An 18,073-nucleotide genomic window follows, 5' to 3' on the forward strand; every position below is an offset into this window, starting at 1 on the left:
GGCGTTCTCATTCATTGGATTTAGCGCCCTAAATTTTTGGCGAGCTGTTTTTTAACGTTTAACTGTTGTTGAGTATTCGAACGGTCAAATACCCCGAGTAATTCATTTGGAATGTGGTTAGTATCAAATTCATCACTAAATAGGTAGTAGTCGAAAAAGGCTTTCCAAGCCTCTTTTTCGTGCGACGGTAATTGCCTTATGGCAAGCAGTGCGTGTGTGAGGGCGTCTGTTGGACTGCCAATGACGCTCTGTTCTTCTCGCCACCAATAGTTGATCTGGGCATTGATCTCCTCAAGACCTTCAACATAGTGCCACCACATGCTCGGAATAAAAAGGCAATCGCCAGGGGACAAATCAACACATTGAGCGTGTTTTAACGCCTCAGCGAAACGCGGAAACGCGTCGAAATCTGGCTCATTTAAATTGACCATCGAGATTGGGCGACCCGCAGGCGTAAAATCAAGTGAACCGATATAGAGGTTACTGATTTGTTCTGGTGGAAATAGCACGAATCGACGTTTACCAATGACGTTACACGCGAGATTTAGGGGAAAGTCACTGTGGATGGCCACTTTACTTTTTTGTCCAAGCCAAAGGCTTTTAAGTGGTGATTTTTCATCAAGCACAGTACTGTGCTCGGCATCAATCTCGGGGAACCAACGTCCAAACAACGTAGAACCTAAGTAAAACGCGCCAAGCGCTTCACTATTTGGTGTGCCGAGCTGCTTTGCAAGTCGGCTAAACGGTCCATTTAAAACGCGATAATTAAACCCCGTCGAACTTTCGTTATAAAACACTCGGCCAGCTGCATTTGGCGCTACATTAAACACCGTGACTGGTTCTTGGGTCGAATGCTGGTCTAAATAATTCAGTGCGGCTAGAGCGGATTTCTGTGCCTTGGCAACTAATGGCCAATGCGCAACGAATCCCCGCAGTACGATTGGCGTTTTTTGATTTGCCAATACAGTCTTTAAATCACGAAAGGCGACGTTGTTGCGTTCTGGGATCGGTTGTAATTGACTGATATCCAAACCCATGGTTTACGCCTTTTGGGTTTGTCTATTTTTTCTGTCGATTAACGTCAGAAGCTGTGAATGTGACGCGAGTACAAAGTAAATTGCCGCTAAATGTCCCTCGTGTTGCAATGTTAAAAGTTGTTGGTCTGAAAGAGCATTTAGTTTGTCTTCATTGATAGTGTAAAAACCCGTTAATTGCGTTGTTTCACCGTTGCTAAGGTCAATGTCTAGTGACAATGATTCTAACAAGCTAAATTCGAGCAGGTGAGTGACAAAATGTGCATTTTCTTGAACGCCTTGATGCAATAGTTCCAGTGATTGGCCAACACGTTCAAGATAGGGCGTAAACTCCCCAAACTCGCTAAACAACGGCTCGCCTTCAATGTGAGAAACTTTAGGGCTACTCATATCGATATGGATTACGCGTTGGTCGTGTTGCTGACCTATCGAAAAAGGCAATCGTTCAATCGACAAAGGTACATACGAAGCTTCCCAGCCAGCGCTACTTAGAAACAAGTTGGAGTGTGGTTCGAGACCAAGTAACGCGACTGGGAAAAATTGGCCATTGGTTGCATCTTTTTGAAATAAAATCGGGTAATGCGCTTGGATTTGGCGGAATTCGGAAACAAAGGTATAGGCGGCCATTTGTGCATCACCAAGCTCTGCCGATTTTCGGGTAATGATTTTAATCTCTTTGTGCTGCTGGTGATTCAGGAGGACGGTTGTTGTCATTGTTTTCTCGCTTATCTTAAATCTTTGGCAGGCCATGAATGGCTATTTTGTTTAGTAAACTACGGTTTGTAGGCAAATTCAAAAGTCGTTTTGCTTCATTGATTAAGTTGCCATATTCTTTTTCGGTTTGTTCTACAATCGCAAGTTCTGATTGGGTTAATTGCAATTGCTGCTCAAACCCCATGCCATGGAGGATATATTCAAAACTGGCCGAAGGAAAAAGGCTTTCAATTTGTGGTACGTCAAAACGGCTAGGACGATGTGTTTTCCAGTGAGTTAGCCACTGTGTGAGTCTTGGAGACTGCGTATCTGGATTATGATGATGTTGCCAATAGTCACTTGTGCGCTTACTGAGCACATAGTGCAATTTCAGAAAATCGACGATGTCTCGCCAGCGCTCGGTTGTAAGGTGGTTGTAGCGTGTCTCGCACAGTGCTAATTGATCATAGGCATGGGGGAAATGATCGACAAAAAACTTAGCGGCTTGCTCAATCATTACTAACGCGGAGGCTTCTAAGGGTTCGACAAATCCTGCTGCCATGCCGATTGCAAGGATGTTTTTATGCCAAAATTTTTCACGATAGCCTGGGTTAAATTGGATGAATTTTGGTTTACCGAGCGGTGTTTGATTCGTGACATGCTGAATGTGGTTGTGGAGTTGAGAAAGAGCTTGTTCCTCTGTACAGAATTGCGACGAATAGACAAACCCAATACCGCGTCGGTGTTGTAACCCAATGTCCCACACCCATCCGCTTTCATATGCCGTAGCCACCGTGGCCGAAGCAATAGGCGAATTGGTCTCTTCATAAGGTAGTTGCATCGCGATTGCACGGTCGTTAAATAACTCGTGTTTAACGGAAATAAAGGGGATTTGGCTGTGTTTATCGATAAGCAAACCATGTTGGCCGCTGCAATCTATGAAAAAATCGCCATCAATTTTTTTACTAATGTCAGTGCTTAGGCCGGTGATAAACCCATCACTGTCTTCATGTACCTGTGTAACGTTTGCTGTGATTAGCCGTACCCCCAAAGTGGATACTGCAAACTCGGTCAAGCGCTTAACGAAAAGACCCGCATCGAAATGGTAGCCGTAATTATTGATAGCAGCGTATTCTGGCGTGGTAATGTCTTTAGGTGCAATATTCATTTCCACCAGACGAGCTTGCGCATTTACTGTATGCGCGAATGGTAGCGTCTTTTTTGCGCGTTGTGACCAAAACAGGCTGGTATCAATACTCGATGTTTGCCAAGGAGCGGTAAAAGGATGGTGATAACGATGAGGAATGTCATCATTTGACCAGTTTAAAAACAATGAACCTTGCTTAAATGACGCGTTGCAGTCGGTAAACAACAAGGATTCTGGAAAGCCGATGCGAGCCAAAGTTTGTCGCATTGAGGGCCACGTGCCTTCTCCTACGCCAATGGTAGGAATATCGGGGGATTCGATTAGGGTGACTTCTATTGATTGACAGGCAAGTTCAGCACGAATAAGTGATGCACTAAGCCAACCAGCCGTCCCTCCACCTAAAACGACAACGTGCTTGATGTGTTTTTCCATAGTAAACCGCACTAAGTTAAAAAAGGGCTAGCTATGTCACTAGCCCTTGGGGGGATAAACGCAAATTAGAAGGTATAACGTACACCAATGTTATATCTTGGCCCAGTTTGAGTTACGTTTAATACTTGCTCTTTTGAACGACCATGTGAACGGCCGTATTCGTCCGTTAAGTTTAGTCCCTCGAAGAACACGGTCAATTTCTCGTTGATGTCATAACTTACGCTCGCATCCCATTGACCATAGGCTTCTACATACGTTGGATGAGCACCTGTGCCTTGACCTGTTGATGATAAGAATTCATCACGCCAATTGTAGGCGATACGTGCTTGCAATCCGTCCATTTCATAGAAAGCGATAAAGTTTGCAGAATCACTTAGACCTAACAACGCGAACTGTTGTTCGAGACTATAGTCATCATACGCAATGTCGCCGTCAACGAAGGTTAAGTTCGCAATTAAACCAAAGCCGTTGTCAAAAACGTGTTGTGCGGCAATTTCCCAACCTTTTAACGTCGCTTCTTTTTGGTTTACCGGAACGGTGATGTTGAACAGTGCCGCAGCATCATCGCCTTCAATACCAAAAATAGTCGAGCCATCCGTTGAATCAGGGTAGTTCGCTAAAATGTACTCACGGATTGCATCCGTATTCAAACCAACGGCTGCAACCGCTTCTTGATAACGAGAACCTTGCGCGGGATGCGGTAGGTTAAACACGGCTTCACGTACAATGCTAGTACCGATGAAGTTTTCAACATTTTTGTGGAAGTAGCCAATTGCCGCGTAACTTCCTTCATCGTAATACCACTCCAATGAAAGGTCTAAGTTAGTTGATTCAAATGGTTTTAGGGCAGGGTTACCACGAGCACCTGTACCACCATCAATACGAACGAGCGAATCGACTGTTAAACCACCTTGAATGTCACCATAGCCTGGGCGAGCAATTGTCTTGCTGTAAGAGGCACGAACAATGACGTCGTCAACCACTTCAAGGCTCGCATCGATGTTGGGTAAAACGTTACTGTAATCGCCTTTCAATTCAGTGAAGTCTTGCGCGCCTGTTGCAACTAAATTGAACTCGTTTGCAGCGACCCAACCGATATTGCTATACGTTGGTACAAGTGCGCGAGATGTAACATCTGTTTTCTCGTAGCGTACGCCTGTAATTACAGTTAGTGGCATCGCGTTGATTTCAGTCGCAATCTTCATTTGAATGTAAGCAGAAGTAGACTCTTCTTTTGTACGACGGTCCGTTGTGTAGTTCGACGACGCACAGAAACCATTACCGCAGTCACCAGCACCTTCAACAGCGTATAAGTCAGCAGCACGAGCACGAACTTTGTTAAAGTCCCACATGAAGAATTCATTGATAAGCGCAGGTGAGTTACTACCAGGAATATCAAAGTGGTCTTTCACTGATTCTAATGGCCAGAAAGAGTCATCAAAGTCACCAGCTTGACCCACGCCGCCCCATGTATCTCGTTGTACGTTTGAGAACGCTGAGCGGTTAGACACTTCTGTTGTCGACACACCGAAATCAATACTTTCAATAATGCCATCGTCAAATACGTATTGGCCGCGGAATTGAGCCTGATCGATTTCACTGCGCATCATCGAGTTACGGAATGAACTACCCGTTACACGCATATCTTCAGGTCGAATGTTTGACACGCCATCTGGATATTGAATTTCTAATACAGGGAAGTCTTTGTCAAAATGTGCGGTGGTGACTGCACGAACCCACGTTGCGGCGCTGACTACGTTGTTGCTGCCATTAGGGCTGTCAGGAGATGATTCTGCCGATGAACTGTGGTAGTCAAATTCCAGTTTTAAGTTATCTGTTGCTTGCCACTCAAGATTAAAGCCCACAGACTTGTTTTCACTTGTCGTTGCATAGTCACCTGCACCCATTGAAAAGTCAGCAGGGCCGCCACTTGTGTCTTCAGAGTAAATAAGTGGCGAAGCAATTGGACCATTTGTCCATTCGCCCGTAGATGGGCCAAAGTTGAACCATGCAGACAGGTCATTAAATTGCGTTGCAACGTCATTCTTTGAATAAGTGTAATCAACCGTGGTAGTGACTGATTCTACAGGACGATATTGAAGCGTTAATTGACCATTAGTACGGGTTCTTTGTACTTCATGGAGGGCATAACCTAAGCTTTGTGGAACAGAATAGATTGAATCTTCTGTTGGGCGGTTGACATGACCAGAATCAGGCCCGTCAGGAATGCCACCCCAATCCGCTGTGCCAGCGCCCCAATCTTGGTCCACCGAACCTGGGAAGCTACGCCAACCGGTGCCTACATTTGCTTGTTGGTTACCACTTTTTCTTTTTTGATAGCTACCTGACAAGGCAATACCGAACGTGTCATCAGCAAAGGTGTTGCTGTAAAGTCCAGAAAGCTCAGGAGTTATGCCGTCATTTTTTTCTGAAGAGGTATCCATGACCGCTTTTGCACCAATCGTTGCTTTCAATCCTGGTGCATTCAATGGGCGAGTGGTCATGATGTTAATCGTAGAACCCATACCGCCTGTAGGTACGCTTGCACGACCTGTTTTATAGATCTCGACCGCCGCAATGCCTTCAGAAGCAAGGTTTGCGAAGTCAAATGAACGAGAAGAAGAGGCGGTTGTCGCTTCAAGCGATGAAGCGGGCATTTGACGACCGTTTAGCGTGACTAAGTTAAAGTCAGGGCCAAAACCACGTACGGTAACGCGGCTACCTTCGCCGTTTGTACGATCGATAGAAACCCCGGAAATACGCTGTAGCGATTCAGCAAGGTTTGTGTCTGGGAATTTACCTATGTCTTCAGAAGAAATCGAATCTACAACACCGTTGGCATTTCGTTTCAAATCCATTGATTTAATTAAACTGCCTTTGATGCCTTTTACTTCAATCACTTCCATCGCTTCTTCATCCGCAGCATAAGCAACGGTTGTCAGCGTTCCGAGGACTAGCGATAGAGCAGTCGCTAGTTGGGTTCTTTGCAAGCGTTTGGTTGTCATCATTGTTCTCATCTTGTGTATTATTATTACTGTAAGCGCTTACATTTTTGAAATCAAATGTAAGCGCTTTCATTAGGGTAGGCGATTAGAATTTAATCGTCAATTAAGAATTCACATTTATTACAAGTTTGTGATGGTAATATTTATATCTAATTGATTTTGTGACAAATGAAGGAGCGAGGGATTCGCGATAAGTCATCCTTTTTTACTTGTTTATTGTTAACAACTAAGCGTTCTTCGAAAGAGTCATGCATACGTATGCAATGCCTGCGACGTCAGCACATTTATGATAGGCGTTTACAAAATTTTACTAATTAAAAATTGGTGTAAGCGTAATAGACAGGAAAATGCTTTAAAATCTGCCGATATAAAAAGAGGGAATATATCGATGATAATCAATTCATTAAAAAGGATTGTGCCATTATTTTGTCTTGCCGCAACGTCATTTGTCGTCGCACAACCAGCAACGTTGATAAAAAATAATAATCCAAAATTTGTTGAGACGTCACAAACTAATCGCTTAGAAGGTTTTGCATTGATGTCCTACATCGTGGATAAGCAAGGTAAGGTAACGGATATTGATTACCTTCTTACCTCCAACGTAAAGCCATTTGAAGACAAAGCTGCAACACAATTACAGAACTTCATTTATTCACCCGCAATACAGAATGACGAAATTGTTTCCTCTAGTCGCGTATTTCTAATGTCTGAAAATATTGGGTTTGTCGGGTATAGAAATGATTCAGTGAGTTCAGGGTTCTATCGTCGTTTTGCCAATATTTATAAAAATCTTCATAACACTCAGTTTGATCTCGAAACAAAATTAACTAGCTTGTATGAAGCGAATACCAAAAACACTGCCGAGCAAGCGCTTTACTATTTCCTCGAAATGAATATCGCTCAAACAAAAAATGAACAGAGTCGCTATGAAGAAGCGCTTTTTAGAACGTATACCTTAAAGCGGTTTTTACCTCAGGAATTTCAATTCCCTGTTAGTCAAGCTTATATTCAGCAATACATATACTTAGGGGACTATCTTGGGGCACTTCGTGTATTGCGTGAGACGAAAAAAAATCCCAAGCTCAATATAAAGCAAGAGGTAATTGAAAAGGCGTATGCTGACATACTAGCGCAGCTCGATAGTCAACCTACGACGAGCAGACCTTATGAGTTCAGTCGAATTTCAACTCGCTTAATTGGACTTGCAAAACGAGAGGTGGTGTTTGAAGTAACTGAGGGAGCAGTTGAGAAATCACAATTGCGGTGTGACTATCGTATTGAGTCAGTTGAAGCTAATAAGCCTATTCATATCAATGACAAAGACGGTATTTGCCAGTTATTAGTGAAAACAAATGGTTCGGCACGTATTACGATTAAAGAGTCGGGACATACGGCACCGCTTTTTAAAATCTAGTTATATGCTTTCATACAGTTAAGTCATCTCATCTAAATCGCCTATTGTTATCTCGCCTTGCATTCGTTAGGGTGGTTAAAAAATAACAATAGGCTGTCACCATGGAACTCGTCCAATTCATAAATCAAATCCTTTGGGGTAAAGGCCAAATACTCATTTTTTTGCTTATTGGCGCAGGGATTTGGTTTTCAATTTCGTTTCGATTTATACAGCTTACGCATTTTCTCCATATGTTGCATTTGCTCAAAACGAGTTTAAAAAGTGATGCAGGGCAAATAAGCTCATTTCAGGCGTTGTGTACCGGGCTTTCTGCGCGCGTTGGAACTGGGAATCTGGCGGGGGTTGCGGTTGCCGTTTCGCTGGGCGGTCCAGGTGCGGTTTTCTGGATGTGGGTGATTGCACTTCTTGGTATGGCAACAGGTTTTGCAGAAAGTGTTCTCGGACAAATCTATAAAGTGCGTGACAGTAATGGTGAATTTCGAGGTGGACCCGCCTATTACATAAGGCTTGGATTGAAAAAGCCATGGCTTGCTATCGCATTTTCAATCTGTTTGTTCATGGGTTATGGCTCAAGTTTTAGCGCTATGCAGGCCAACACCATCAGCGATGCATTACAGCATGCGTTTAATGTACCTCCTATGCTCACAGGTTTCATTATTGCGAGCGTGGCTGGCGTAATTATTTTGGGCGGTATGAAACGTATTGCTCAGTTTGCCGAACTTATCGTGCCTATCATGGGCGTGCTTTTCGTCGGCACGGCCTTAGTCATTGCATTGCTTAATATCACCATGCTAGTTGAAATGATTTCAACCATTGTGTTGAATGCTTTTGGATTTGGTGAGGCAGGAGCTGGTGCATTTGGTGCGGCAATAAAAAATGGTGTACAGCGTGGGTTGTATTCCAATGAGGCGGGGGCTGGTAGTGTGCCTCATGCTGCTGCCGTCGCAACACCAAACCCAAACCATCCTGTTACTCAAGGTTACTTACAAATGTTTGGTGTGTTTTTCGATACCATCGTGCTTTGTAGTTGTACCGCCGTCATTATTTTACTGTCAGGTGTAACCTATGGTGGTGAAATGGAAGGGATCCGCCTTACACAAGATGCGATGAGTGTGCATTTAGGTGATTGGGGGACAAGTTTTGTCGCGTTAATCCTCTTTCTTTTTGCGTTTAGTTCTGTGGTGGCAAATTATGCTTATGCGGAAAGCAATCTGCACTTCTTTAAATTGGACAATAAAATAGGTCGTCACATTTATACTGCAATCTATTTAGCGATGGTGGTGTGGGGGGCGAATGCCACGCTGAAGGAAGTGTGGAGTCTTGCAGATATGGCGCTCGGACTAATGACGCTCGTAAATGTTTATGCGATTTTCTTACTGACTCCGACTATCAAAGCCGCGTTAAATGATTATTGGACACAGCATGGACAAGCTAAAACACCTGATTTTACCAATACCGATGTTGACGTTCAGGGGATACTGGCCAGAGACGTGTGGGCAGAACAAAAAAAAGTTGAAGAGTCTAAGTCTTAAGAGGCCGCTTTGCCTGCTCAATGTTTGGTCGGTTAGCGTTGTTGTCAGTATATTAAAACGTCATGGCCTCGTATTATCAAGCGCTAGTTGCCAATAGGCGCGGGCTTTGGCTCGGTCCTTTTCAGGTAAATGGCTGAGTATCTTGTTAATGTAGGATTCGTTGACACTCAACGCACGAATGGCATCGTTCAACAATTGGATTTGCGGTTTCACTTGTTCGGTCTTTGAGCAAGCAAAGTAAACGAGCTGAAATGGTTCTGTTTCTTGATATTCCAACACATAAAATTTGTCTTTAAGTTCTTCATTTATTTTGTCGTATTCAATTAGCACATCAATAAAACCGTGGTGCAACATGGGCTTGAGTGGTGCAAGCGAATCGGCGGTACTTGTTCTTACGTAAATTGAATGATGATTTTCAAGTTGTTTAAGTAGGGCATCAGTGGTGTCTCCGTAACTTCGACCAGATTCAATACCGAGGACAGGGGCTGTATCTTGCACAAGAAGGTTAAACAGCGATACAGGTTCTTGATTTTGTTGGGTTGCTAGCAATTTTCCCCAAGCAGAATCCTTTGATAAAACAAGTTTTAAACTTGATTCCATCATATAAGGTAAGGTGTAGGCGTAAAGCTGTTCACGCGCTTTGTTCTTGAGCATCCAAGGCGAGCACGCTGATGGGTGTCTTTCTAAAGTTTGACGGGCCCGATTGCGAGGCATAATTGATATTTCAAATTGGCCTTTAAACTCATTGAGTACTTGTCTTGCAATTTGTGATTGAAAGGAATGTTGATTTTCAGTGTTGAGCCAAGATTCTGCGTCAATGATCACCAGTGGTGCCTCAGCATTCGCGTTTACCGAACAAAATGATGTTAGCACTACACCAAATAGGCATAGGGAAAATATTGAACGCATAGCTAACCTTTAGACTGAAATGAATAATATTAATAAAGCACATTTTTAGTCTAAAGTTTAGCTAGTTTTAAGAAAATTCAACGCATTAAACGTTGTTTTTAACGAAAATATAAGGTGTTAATCCTAGTCGATTTCGTTAGTAGTGGTACACCACTTGGATGTTGCCATCAAATCGCTTTTCGTCATTTCTGGACTCTTTACCGTAACCACCTTCGAAACGTAATGCCCAGCCGTTTGCCGCTGTATTCGAAAATTTATACTCATAAGACAGACCAACGCCGTTCGTTGTTTCGTCATCAAATAACGAAATACAGATAGAACTAATCAAACAGTTGTCATTTACTCGACGTGCGCCCACAGCACCCACAAATACCCCCATCGCATGTTGACCTTGAAGCCATTCTGCTCCAACGCTCACGCCGTCATCTAAGCCTAACTTATAGTTTGCGTAGTAACGCACATCATCACTGGTTGTAGAAATGGAGGGTACGACGAAGAACGGATAGCCAGAGGCCAAAGACCAATCGATGTTGTTTGCAAAGGCATTGGATGCGAGTAAAGAAAAGGCCAAAAATGCCACATGTTTTTTCATTGTATTTCATTCCTGATTAGTTTCAGAAAAGTGTACCGTATTTGGGTTTTCAAATTGTTTAAAAGTGTAGCAAAACGTGTATTCGTGTAAGCGCAAATTACGCCATCCATTATTTTTGCAAATTTGGCTTTTACAGTTGTGTCTCGAATAAAGAAAAATTAGATCTATCTACTCTCGAGGAACTTACATGAAACTAACGTACAAACTAACCGCTGTGGCGATAGCCCTCGCGTTTGGCAATAACGCAATGGCCGCATGTACAGGACTTGCCAATGGTGCGAGTGCAAAAACAACAACGAATTCAAAACTCGGTACGATTTTAAACATTGCCGGTACATCGAGTGACGAAACATTCAAGTTAACGGTAGCGGGCGACATACTCACGGTGACGCGCTCAGAAAGTGGTTCAAGTAGTTGTGCGACGTTTACCTACAGTGGTGTGGATGTTGTGTTGGCTAAATTGGGTGCGGGCAATGATATCTATGATGCAAGTGATGTAGCACTTCCGCAAACGGTAGATGGAGACACTGGTAATGACACAATTACCACTGGATCTAAAGATGACTTTATTACTGGTGGTTTTGGCAATGATAAAATCTACGGTAAAGGCGGCAATGACGTCATTCAAGGTAACGACGGTGATGATGAATTAGACGGAGGCTACGGCAATGACACTATTTCAGGAGGTACCGGTCATGACTATTTATATGGTGCTCAAAATGATGACAATTTGTCTGGCAATGAGGGCGGAGATCTCATTATGGGCGGCCAAGGTAAAGATGTGCTGTATGGCGATGATGGCAATGATTATCTGGGTGGCGGCTGTGCTTTGAAGAATGGTAACGGTTCACAAATATTTACAGTAAGCGGTTGTTCTAGTAGCAGTGATGGTGATGACATCATTCACGGTGGCAATGGTGATGATGTTCTCAGCGGCGATAAGGGTGATGATAAACTCTACGGTGACGCAGGCGATGATTACTTAACAGGCAACGATGGCTATGAAGACCGCCTATACGGTGGTGATGGCAAAGACTTGCTCGTTGAAGTTGGAGAGAACAACCCAAACAGCAACAAGTGGCACAAAGCCTGGGGCAACGATGGCGACGACCTGATTGTGTCTGAAGATACGAATTCTTATCTAAGTGGTGGTGATAACAACGACGCTATTATTGCGGTCAGTTCTAACTATGAAGCGGAAATGTATGGCGGCGATGCCGGTGACTACTTGTGGTCTGGCGATGCGTTTCCTGTTGGGAGCTGTGGTAGTGGCGATGACAAAGGGATGGTGTTTTTAAACAATTGTGAGGGAACAACGTGGGTTTCAGATTACCAAGGCATGCTCACTAAATTAATTAAACGCGATAACTTTTCAAACCCATATTATGAAGCCGCAAACCGCGTAGTTACGATGGAAGGTAACGTAACGGGTTTCCCAAATGGATGGCGCACCTACGGTGGGAATCAGCGACCTTACGCCTTATATGATATTGTTTCAGGTTACAGTTTTGATAAATGGAAAGAAAATCAGAATCTGACTCCATACTACTATTATGAATGGAAAGTCAGTTACGATGTTGGTAGTGGTATTACTGGTGAATACACTTATTGCATGGAAGGCACCGATGTCTGGAAATGCCGTCATTACATTACCCGCGAAGCCATGTGTTATGACAAAACGGGTAGCACGATAGAGTGTGACTAATTTTTAGTTAACCCTTCTAAAAGGTCGGTTGGTTTCCTTCACCCGACCTTATAATTCTATGTGTTCTCATTTCTATTTCCACCAGTCGTTTAAATCGCGGTAATTTATTGCTGCAGTTCATTAATTTTGTTTAACTTGTCATTGTTGAAAAGGAATGGACATTTAAACGCCGTATATGAACTCGACAATCGAATACTATCAAAACAAAGCCCAAGAGTACGCCGCTGAAACCCTAAATATTGATATGTATGAAGCCTATAGAAAATTTGTTCAATATGTTTCTGCAGAGGGAAAGATTCTAGACATCGGGTGTGGCAGCGGAAGAGACAGCTTGTATTTTATTAAACAGGGTTTTAAGGTTGTCGCTACTGAACCTACCCCAGCATTGCGTGATATTGCTAGCGCTTATACGGGCTTAAACGTTCTAAATACCACCTTTCAAGCGTTAAATTTTAACGATGAGTTTGATGGAATATGGTGTTGCGCCAGTTTGTTGCACGTGCCAACAGTCGAGTTGCCTTCTGTAATCAATAATCTTGTTCAATCACTTAAACAAAATGGTGTTTTGTACATATCGGTGAAAAAAGGGAATGGTGAACAAAATATTGGTGGCCGCCATTTTACCTTTTTTACAGAACATAATCTGGTCGAGACAATGTTGAGGAATCCCAAAATATCCTTAGTCGACACCTGGCAGAATAGCGATTATCGCTTGGGAGAAAGTAATACTTGTTGGTTAAACTTTATTTTTCTCAAGGATAATTGAGCATGACAGTCCAAAATTTAAGTGCAGAACTGCAGCTCCAATTTATTAGCTATATTCAAAGACTCGTTTCCGAGGGCGAGTTTTCGGCAACATACAAATTTGCTTTGCTAAATGCGATTGCGGACATTTGTATCGAAACTCCACAAAATGGTTTCTCGAGGAAACTTGAGATCCCGTTTACTCGGATCATTGAGAAAATGATCCAACTCTATTGGGATCAGGCAAGCCCCTACAATATGAACGACTCGGAGACACCAAATATTCTCTATCAAAACAGTGCGAGCCAAGTCAAAATCATCAAAACGATCAATCAATTGAAAGCAACTGGTACACATAGTTTCAGTATGTTCTTACGTGCACCATTTCGTATCGAAACGGTAAAGTCACTATTCGACTCGATAAAAACAGGGCCAATTGAACGTTTGCAAACGCTTTCAGGGCAGTGTGATGCCTTTTTGTATCCTATCCACTTTAAGAGGTCAGCGTCGCAAAGTTACTCGATTGTACTCAACGAAGGAATTGCAGATTGCTTTAGAAAGTTCTACGACTTAGTGATTCATATTGCTCGCAACGCGTGGACGAAAAAAGTGATCTCGATTAATAAAAAGAAAGGAATTTTAAGTAACCATCCGAGTGTTGAGGCATTTTTGTTTTCGAGTGATAGAAAGAACCTATCTTCAATATTACCTGTCCTCACTGAAATACAATCAAATAAATGTTTCTACTGCCAAAAAGCCGTATCCTCACCTGATGAGTCCAACGTCGACCATTTTATTCCGTTTTCTCGATATTCCAATGATACCGCACATAATTTTGTAATGGCTCATGCAAGTTGTAACAATGCAAAAAGCGATTACTTAGCCGCTTTCGAGCACCGAGATAGATGGTTGCGACAGAATTTAGACACCTATCGACATGTGATTGATGAAGAGCTAAAGCAGCATGTGCACAGTGAACCCGCGCTCTCTTTAGCGATTAGTAATTGGGCTTATGCTCAAGCAAATGAGATTAACGCTAAATTATGGATCTCGAAAAATGAATATCAAACCATCAGGGGTAATCCACATTTGGATATGGTCGCTGAATAAAATTGAATAATAGTTAAAAGCGCTAAGGATAAGCGATGAAAATTAATGTACAAGGTGTCGCTCGACCTCGAGTCCTATTGGTTCTGATCAGTGCAATTGCGATATTTCTATATCTGTCAGAAAGTAATTATTTGCGTTCCGTTAAACTTAGCCAAATTATCGACCATTGCTTGGAATGGCTTTCTTTTCAAGAAGGTGAGCCGCAGATAATCGATAACCTAGTCGACAAGCAAACTGAAACCCAACGTTCGGATAGCTCAACAAGTCAATATGCGAGCCGAGTTCATGAATACCGCGAAGCGTTTATATGTGATGCACCATCATTGGGCTCTGTAACACATCAAAAAACAAAGGGGATCTACTCGTGGGTCGATGAAAAGGGCGTCAAAAATTTTAGCGATCAGAAGCCAAAGGTGACGGCGAAAGAACACGTCTTTGTATCGAAAGACGCCTTAGATTTTTTTGACTTAAATGTTAGCGTACCAAGAAGTAAACTTGAACTTAAAAACCAAGTAGAGTCTAAACTTTATGCTGTATTTAGAGCCTACAGTGAACTGCTTGGTATACAAAATGTTAAACGCGTGAAGCTAGATATTGTTATCTTACCGAGCGAGAAAGAATACGAAAGAGCAAGACGTCCGTTTAAAGTTAGTTCAAACACTCGAGGTTTTTACACGCATACATTAAAAAAGGCGTTTGTGCTTTATCGCGACGACAAATCCACTATCCAAACAGCGATACATGAAGCCGTACACGCAATCAATCATTCTTTGCTTGGCAAAACAAATCGTTGGTTAAATGAAGGTTCAGCGGAATACTTTGAAAAACTCGAAACGACGATGCATTATGCTGAGGTCGGAGCAAACAGCGACTGGACAAAGAAAGGTTACATTAGAGACAAACTCTTAATGCCAGCTGCGATAATAGGGCACAGTAATACATGGAAAGAACATGAAGTACCGTTGATGTATAGTTCTAGCTGGGCTTACGTCCACTTTTTGATGATGAGTGATAAAACCAGAAAGGCATTTGGTGAGTTGTTAAAACGCGAAAGTCAGGATAAATGTAACGTCCTAACGCATTCCGAGATTAATGAGTTACTAAAATACCGAGAACAATCGACCGAGGATAACTTTTATATTTTCACAAAATCTAAAATAGAAAAGCATCGAATTTAAACGGGTTTATGCACACACACTCGATTTCGACCAGAATGTTTAGCTTCGTACAATCCTTTATCCGCACGAATGATGAGTGAATCAACGGTGTCAGATTTAGAAAATTCGGCGATGCCAAAACTGGCAGTGACATTACTTGAAAATGTAAACAGCATTTGTGAAACACTGGCACGGATCTGTTCGGCTAATTTTGATGCCTCTTCTTGCGACTTCTTGGGGCAGATAATTAAAAACTCTTCGCCACCCCAACGTCCTATAATGTCGCTACTTTTACATGTTTGCATGAGCGTTTTAGCGGTTTTCATGAGCACTTCATCACCAGCGAGGTGCCCATATTGGTCATTGATGTTTTTAAACCAATCCATGTCCATTAAGATAATTGCAAACTCGACGGGCGTTGCGATGAGTTCGTACAGTGATTCATTCAGTTTTCTTCGGTTGTACAACCCTGTCAGCTCATCGGTAACTGAACGCTGTTGTAATTGAAGTGACTTGTGCCTTTCTTCAGTTATGTCTTGGATAAGCCCAACGGTGACGAGCGGTTGGCCGATGGTGTTGTTGAACGTTTCACATACATATTTTAAATAGCTGCATTGTCCATTGGCTTTAAAAAAACAGTGTTCAAACGCCCGCTTTTTGCCTGCCAAAATGATTTGTTCCATTAAAATGGTATGCATGTTGTTGCTACCTGTAGGGTCAAGCAGATTGACAAATTGCTCCCATGTTAAGACGTTAGATTTAATGCCAAGCGCCAGTAATTCGATGAGTTCATCTGAGAGTTCAACGTCGTAACTTAAGTGGTTTAATTTCCAAACCCCCACATTCGCCAGTTTTTGAATTTTTTTAAGGGTGTGACGCTCGAATTCCAATTCATTAATACGTTGAGACAGTTGATGGTGTATCAAGTCAGTTTGTAAAGTAGAGTAAAAGCGGTTTATGGACTTACTCATTGGAGGCCACAACGTTGTTTCGTGGAAACAGGATCTCGCTGGCTAATCGCGTACCCTCTAAACGTGCTTTTATCTTAGCGTAGGCAATGTCTCTTGCCGTTGAAACGTCATCGGCAAACGGAGAAAAGCCGCAGTCATCGGTTGAACCAAGTTGGTCTAGCGGAATGTATTTAGCGGCAAGCAAGAGAAGGTCTCTTATTTCCTCTGGGCTTTCTACTTCGTTGGAAATGGGATTTATCACCCCAACAAAGACTTTCTGATAGGGTTTAATAATGGTGCCGAGAAGTTGCAGTGTTTTTTCTTTGTCTTTTTCTCCTTTGAGTGCAACGTAAAAATTGCCAGCTTGGATTTCGAACAAAGTAGGCAGCAAATATTTGTATTCAATATCTGCGCTATGTGTTGCATCGATGTCTGCACCTGGACAAGTATGGATACCGATTTTTTGCCGTTCTTCTACATTAAAATGGGCTAAACATTTGTTAATTAAACTGACAAACGAGCGAAGTAAATTGCCGGAAGGATCAAATTTTAAAGACAACCGCGCTTCGGTGAAGTCTATTTGCACTTTGTATGCACCAAGTTCGAGACAGCGGCGAACCTCGCCAACATGTTGCTCAATCAAATCATTCACAAATTGATGATGGTTATAGCCATCAATGCCTGCTGGTGGATATACAAGGCTTAACATTGAGGGCGAAATCACGGCTTGCTTCACAGGCAATTTGGTTTTAGAAACGGCAAACGCAAGAAATTCGTCTGCGGTGTGTTCATATTTAAAGGGGGGCGTTTTTAAGTGAGGTGCAAAAAGCCGTTTATGGCCATCCGAAAAGTCAACGAGCAAACCGTGTTGGTGATATGCACAAGAGTTATGCAAACAATAATGAGCAAAACCATCGAACTTTCGCTGTTCTCCATCAGAAATAACCGGACACCCTAAGCTCGTTAATTCATTGATGACGATTTCAGTTTCTTTCTGCGCAAGTAGATTGAGCTGCTCATAATCAATTAGACCGCTTTTAAATGTCTGATAGGCTTCGATTAACACTCGATTTCTAGGAATTGAACCAATTTGTTCAGATGGAAGTAGCATCTGCGTCATGCAATCACCCTTGATTAAGTTCAAGTTGCTACTAGGTCTCTACACCTAGATTCTCTATAATAAATTTAGACTAAATAATTCTTTTTTGCGTTGAATTATTTAGACGTTCTTATCTGTTGAGGATGCGCCAGTGAGGGGGAGAGTTCTGGTGTTTTTTCTTCCTAATGACGTTCCGTGCTCACATTGTTGTTGTTTCGCTGCGTACGGGAGCTAAGATTACGCTGGAAGTTAGGTGAAATTGCGAGTAATTTCTTCTATAATCCGCGCCTACTTTATAGGGAGCCCTCATGGCCAAACGTATTCGTTACACTTACAAAAAGCAACAGCGCGAAATTAACTTTGCACAAGACAAATATCACGACATGTTCGAAGCCATTGCGGCCGCTGAAGGTGTAGATATAGGTGACTATGTGAAAATGGAACAAGCTGTTGCGATGACCTCTAAACGTAAGGCTGCAGTACGCAACTTTAGAGATGAATACTTTGCAAAGTTAGGCTTTGGCAATATTCAGTTTATCAAAGAATAACA

The 18,073-nt window shown here is 42.5% G+C and carries 15 protein-coding genes; 7 read left to right on the plus strand and 8 right to left on the minus strand.

Annotated elements, in window-relative coordinates; genetic code table 11:
• Positions 1–20: 20 nt before the first annotated feature.
• From NI389_RS00785 to NI389_RS00800, 4 genes are all read right to left on the minus strand, one after another.
• Positions 21–1,037, minus strand: a complete 1,017-nt coding sequence (locus NI389_RS00785; protein ID WP_308361146.1) for a cupin-like domain-containing protein — start codon at positions 1,035–1,037, stop codon at positions 21–23.
• A 3-nt stretch (positions 1,038–1,040) separates the two neighbouring features.
• Complete coding sequence (locus NI389_RS00790) at positions 1,041–1,748, minus strand: SapC family protein (RefSeq protein ID WP_308361147.1); 708 nt, start codon at positions 1,746–1,748, stop codon at positions 1,041–1,043.
• A 16-nt stretch (positions 1,749–1,764) separates the two neighbouring features.
• Positions 1,765–3,306, minus strand: coding sequence for a tryptophan halogenase family protein (locus tag NI389_RS00795; RefSeq protein ID WP_308361148.1), 1,542 nt, complete (start codon positions 3,304–3,306; stop codon positions 1,765–1,767).
• A 65-nt stretch (positions 3,307–3,371) separates the two neighbouring features.
• Complete coding sequence (locus tag NI389_RS00800; RefSeq protein WP_372588638.1) at positions 3,372–6,311, minus strand: TonB-dependent receptor; 2,940 nt, start codon at positions 6,309–6,311, stop codon at positions 3,372–3,374.
• A gap of 388 nt (positions 6,312–6,699) precedes the next feature.
• Between NI389_RS00800 and NI389_RS00805 the strand changes: the two genes are divergently transcribed.
• A complete protein-coding gene (locus NI389_RS00805; protein ID WP_308361150.1) occupies positions 6,700–7,725 on the plus strand; it encodes an energy transducer TonB in 1,026 nt (341 codons plus the stop codon).
• A gap of 101 nt (positions 7,726–7,826) precedes the next feature.
• The gene (locus NI389_RS00810; protein ID WP_308361151.1) at positions 7,827–9,257 is read left to right on the plus strand and encodes an alanine/glycine:cation symporter family protein; all 1,431 of its coding nucleotides are present in this window, start codon (positions 7,827–7,829) and stop codon (positions 9,255–9,257) included.
• 60 nt (positions 9,258–9,317) lie between these two features.
• Here NI389_RS00810 and NI389_RS00815 read toward each other — a convergent pair whose 3' ends face one another.
• Both NI389_RS00815 and NI389_RS00820 read right to left on the minus strand, forming a co-directional pair.
• Positions 9,318–10,166, minus strand: coding sequence for a hypothetical protein (locus NI389_RS00815; protein WP_308361152.1), 849 nt, complete (start codon positions 10,164–10,166; stop codon positions 9,318–9,320).
• A 136-nt stretch (positions 10,167–10,302) separates the two neighbouring features.
• Positions 10,303–10,758 (minus strand): hypothetical protein, encoded by a 456-nt coding sequence (locus NI389_RS00820; RefSeq protein ID WP_308361153.1) that lies wholly within the window; start codon positions 10,756–10,758, stop codon positions 10,303–10,305.
• A gap of 187 nt (positions 10,759–10,945) precedes the next feature.
• On the opposite strand from NI389_RS00820, the gene NI389_RS00825 reads away from it, so the two are divergent.
• The 4 genes from NI389_RS00825 (at position 10,946) to NI389_RS00840 (ending at position 15,495) form a co-directional block, all read left to right on the plus strand.
• Positions 10,946–12,463, plus strand: a complete 1,518-nt coding sequence (locus NI389_RS00825; RefSeq protein ID WP_308361154.1) for a calcium-binding protein — start codon at positions 10,946–10,948, stop codon at positions 12,461–12,463.
• Between the two features lie 175 nt (positions 12,464–12,638).
• A complete protein-coding gene (locus tag NI389_RS00830; protein WP_308361155.1) occupies positions 12,639–13,229 on the plus strand; it encodes a class I SAM-dependent methyltransferase in 591 nt (196 codons plus the stop codon).
• 2 nt (positions 13,230–13,231) lie between these two features.
• Positions 13,232–14,317: an HNH endonuclease gene (locus NI389_RS00835; protein WP_308361156.1), complete on the plus strand. Its 1,086-nt coding sequence runs from the start codon at positions 13,232–13,234 to the stop codon at positions 14,315–14,317.
• A 35-nt stretch (positions 14,318–14,352) separates the two neighbouring features.
• Positions 14,353–15,495 carry a DUF4124 domain-containing protein gene (locus NI389_RS00840; protein WP_308361157.1) on the plus strand — a complete coding sequence of 381 codons (1,143 nt, stop codon included), beginning with the start codon at positions 14,353–14,355 and terminating at the stop codon, positions 15,493–15,495.
• Here the strand turns inward: NI389_RS00840 and NI389_RS00845 are convergent.
• Both NI389_RS00845 and NI389_RS00850 read right to left on the minus strand, forming a co-directional pair.
• Positions 15,492–16,445, minus strand: coding sequence for a GGDEF domain-containing protein (locus NI389_RS00845; protein ID WP_308361158.1), 954 nt, complete (start codon positions 16,443–16,445; stop codon positions 15,492–15,494). The two genes, NI389_RS00840 and NI389_RS00845, sit on opposite strands and share 4 nt — an antisense overlap.
• Entirely contained in the window at positions 16,438–17,544 is a 1,107-nt protein-coding gene (locus tag NI389_RS00850) for a 5-methyltetrahydropteroyltriglutamate--homocysteine methyltransferase (RefSeq protein WP_308361159.1), read from the minus strand. Before NI389_RS00850 ends, NI389_RS00845 begins: the two co-directional genes overlap by 8 nt.
• Positions 17,545–17,831: 287 nt before the next feature.
• Here NI389_RS00850 and NI389_RS00855 point away from each other — a divergent pair, with 287 nt between their 5' ends.
• Positions 17,832–18,071: a DUF2960 domain-containing protein gene (locus NI389_RS00855; RefSeq protein ID WP_308361160.1), complete on the plus strand. Its 240-nt coding sequence runs from the start codon at positions 17,832–17,834 to the stop codon at positions 18,069–18,071.
• Positions 18,072–18,073 lie beyond the last annotated feature (2 nt).

Source organism: Pseudoalteromonas xiamenensis (assembly GCF_030994125.1).
Lineage (GTDB): Bacteria > Pseudomonadota > Gammaproteobacteria > Enterobacterales > Alteromonadaceae > Pseudoalteromonas > Pseudoalteromonas xiamenensis_B.

Excerpts from the sequence above, each read along its gene's own strand:
- NI389_RS00785 (WP_308361146.1), bottom strand. The coding sequence starts at position 1,037 with ATGGGTTTGGATATCAGTCAATTACAACCGATCCCAGAACGCAACAAC.
- NI389_RS00790 (WP_308361147.1), bottom strand. The coding sequence starts at position 1,748 with ATGACAACAACCGTCCTCCTGAATCACCAGCAGCACAAAGAGATTAAA.
- NI389_RS00795 (WP_308361148.1), bottom strand. The coding sequence starts at position 3,306 with ATGGAAAAACACATCAAGCACGTTGTCGTTTTAGGTGGAGGGACGGCT.
- NI389_RS00800 (WP_372588638.1), bottom strand. The coding sequence starts at position 6,311 with ATGACAACCAAACGCTTGCAAAGAACCCAACTAGCGACTGCTCTATCG.
- NI389_RS00805 (WP_308361150.1), top strand. The coding sequence starts at position 6,700 with ATGATAATCAATTCATTAAAAAGGATTGTGCCATTATTTTGTCTTGCC.
- NI389_RS00810 (WP_308361151.1), top strand. The coding sequence starts at position 7,827 with ATGGAACTCGTCCAATTCATAAATCAAATCCTTTGGGGTAAAGGCCAA.
- NI389_RS00815 (WP_308361152.1), bottom strand. The coding sequence starts at position 10,166 with ATGCGTTCAATATTTTCCCTATGCCTATTTGGTGTAGTGCTAACATCA.
- NI389_RS00820 (WP_308361153.1), bottom strand. The coding sequence starts at position 10,758 with ATGAAAAAACATGTGGCATTTTTGGCCTTTTCTTTACTCGCATCCAAT.
- NI389_RS00825 (WP_308361154.1), top strand. The coding sequence starts at position 10,946 with ATGAAACTAACGTACAAACTAACCGCTGTGGCGATAGCCCTCGCGTTT.
- NI389_RS00830 (WP_308361155.1), top strand. The coding sequence starts at position 12,639 with ATGAACTCGACAATCGAATACTATCAAAACAAAGCCCAAGAGTACGCC.
- NI389_RS00835 (WP_308361156.1), top strand. The coding sequence starts at position 13,232 with ATGACAGTCCAAAATTTAAGTGCAGAACTGCAGCTCCAATTTATTAGC.
- NI389_RS00840 (WP_308361157.1), top strand. The coding sequence starts at position 14,353 with ATGAAAATTAATGTACAAGGTGTCGCTCGACCTCGAGTCCTATTGGTT.
- NI389_RS00845 (WP_308361158.1), bottom strand. The coding sequence starts at position 16,445 with ATGAGTAAGTCCATAAACCGCTTTTACTCTACTTTACAAACTGACTTG.
- NI389_RS00850 (WP_308361159.1), bottom strand. The coding sequence starts at position 17,544 with ATGACGCAGATGCTACTTCCATCTGAACAAATTGGTTCAATTCCTAGA.
- NI389_RS00855 (WP_308361160.1), top strand. The coding sequence starts at position 17,832 with ATGGCCAAACGTATTCGTTACACTTACAAAAAGCAACAGCGCGAAATT.